This is a genomic window from Oleiphilus sp. HI0128, assembly GCF_001635365.1.
This window is the reverse complement of the sequence record NZ_LWGG01000732.1, coordinates 1-1,871: the sequence shown is the minus strand read 5'-3', so window position 1 is coordinate 1,871 and position 1,871 is coordinate 1. Positions and strand designations below refer to the sequence as shown.

Below are 1,871 nucleotides of genomic sequence, written 5' to 3'. Positions count from 1 at the left end.
CTTGAGGTGTGATGTCTTGGCTGCTGCTTGAAGAGTAATCAGTAGTGAACTCCCCAACAATTTCCTCCAGAATATCTTCCATTGTGGCAATGCCGAGAGCGTCGCCATACTCATCAACTACAATGGCAATTCGACGTTTCTCCCGCTGGAAGTGTATTAGCTGGGTGTTGAGTGTAGTACTCTCAGGAGTGAAGTAAGGTTCTCTGCAAGCTTGAAGTAGCATGGCTTTGTTCGGTTCGTCATTTGAAAGTACGCGAGTCATGCTGCGAAGGTGTAGGATGCCAATGATGTTGTTTATATCGCCCTTGTATACGGGGAGGCGTGTGTGTTGGGTGGTTTTTAGTTGCTGAAAAATATCATCCAGGTCATCGTCTATATCGATGCCAACAATCTCGTTTCTGGGAATCATGATGTCGTTAACGGTGACTTTCTCTAGGTCTAGAATCCCCAGTAGCATTTCCTGGTGTTTGCGTGGGATCAAGGTGCTAGATTCATTAACAAGTGTTCTCAGTTCTTCTCGGCTTAGGTGGTTTTCTTCTTCTCCGTTTGTACTAAAGCCGAGTTTTGTTAATAGGAAGTTAGTAACAAGGTTAACTGACCAGACAGCTGGGTAGAGTAGCTTTAGTAGAGGTTTTAGTATGTGTGCGGCGGGAAAGGCAACCTTTTCCGGGTGGTAGGCTGCAATGGTTTTAGGTGTTATCTCAGCAAAAATTAGTATAACTAGCGTCAAGATTGCGGTTGCAATTGCGATGCCTGCGTCACCCCATAGTCGAATGGCAATGACCGTTGCTATTGACGAGGCTAGTATGTTTACAAAGTTGTTTCCAATTAGGATGACGCTAATTAATTGATCGGTTCGATCTAGTAGATTGCTGGCTTTCTCCGCGCCTTTATGGCCATTTTTCTTTAGGTGTTTAAGTCTGTAGCGATTGAGCGACAGCATGCCAGTTTCTGAGCTAGAGAAAAAACCAGATAAAATGATTAGAAAAAGCAGAAATAGTAATAGAGAAGGTATAGAGGCGTCGTTCAATGTTGTTTACCGTTTATATGAAGGTTGTCGGGTTATTTGCTTATTGTTTCAAGAACTAGCTTGCTACCGAAAAAACCTAGCATTAGAAGGCTAAAGCCCCAAAGTGTCCATTTGCTGGCTGTGATTCCTCTCCAGCCATAAATTTTTCTGCCTGCGAGTAGTGCAGAGAATGTGAGCAGAGCAAGAATTGATAAAACGGTTTTGTGTGCCAAGTGTTGAGCGAATAGGTCATCGACAAAAATGAAACCGGCGAGAATGGCAAGAGCAAGCAGGATAGTGCCGCTCCATAGCATTTCAAACAGTAAGTTCTCCATGGTCAGGAGTGGCGGCAAATTGCGCATTAGTATAGTGTGGTTTCGCTTCTTTAGGTTGTTGTTCTGCATATGAACAAGTAATGCTTGTACGGCGGCAATCGAAAAGACGCTGTAGGCAATGAGTGATAATATAACGTGTATAAAGATGCCGCTGCTTTGTGGTGAGAATGATTGGCTGCTGTCGTTAAAGGCGAGTAGGGTGATTACGCTAAGTGCAGCGCAAGGGTAAACGGCAAGAAAAATTGCTTGGAGTGGTTTTCTGCTGGATGCCAATAAAAGCCCGATAACAATAACGCAGGCGATAAGTGATGCTGAGTTTGAGAAGCTAAAGGCGGCGTAGTTGTCACGGAAGGTTTGCTCTAAAGTAACTATTAGCTGCAAGCTTGCCGCACTGGCTCCGATTAAAAGGGAGATGAAGTGCTTGGCATTAATTTTTCTGAGATACACGAGGGTTTGATAGATTGTCCCTGTGAAATACAGTCCGACCGACAAAAAACTGAGTACAAAGATATTCATTATTTAGCTTG

2 protein-coding genes are annotated in these 1,871 nt (G+C 43.8%); both read right to left on the bottom strand.

The features are described 5' to 3' along the window. The coding region (locus A3763_RS09245; RefSeq protein ID WP_068759994.1) for an HlyC/CorC family transporter at positions 1 to 1,030 on the bottom strand (1,030 nt) is incomplete at its 3' end. Between the two features lie 32 nt (positions 1,031 to 1,062). Next, positions 1,063 to 1,860 carry an inner membrane protein YpjD gene (locus A3763_RS09240; RefSeq protein ID WP_068510840.1) on the bottom strand — a complete coding sequence of 266 codons (798 nt, stop codon included), beginning with the start codon at positions 1,858 to 1,860 and terminating at the stop codon, positions 1,063 to 1,065. Positions 1,861 to 1,871: the final 11 nt, after the last annotated feature.

Excerpts from the sequence above, each read along its gene's own strand:
- A3763_RS09240 (WP_068510840.1), bottom strand. The coding sequence starts at position 1,860 with ATGAATATCTTTGTACTCAGTTTTTTGTCGGTCGGACTGTATTTCACA.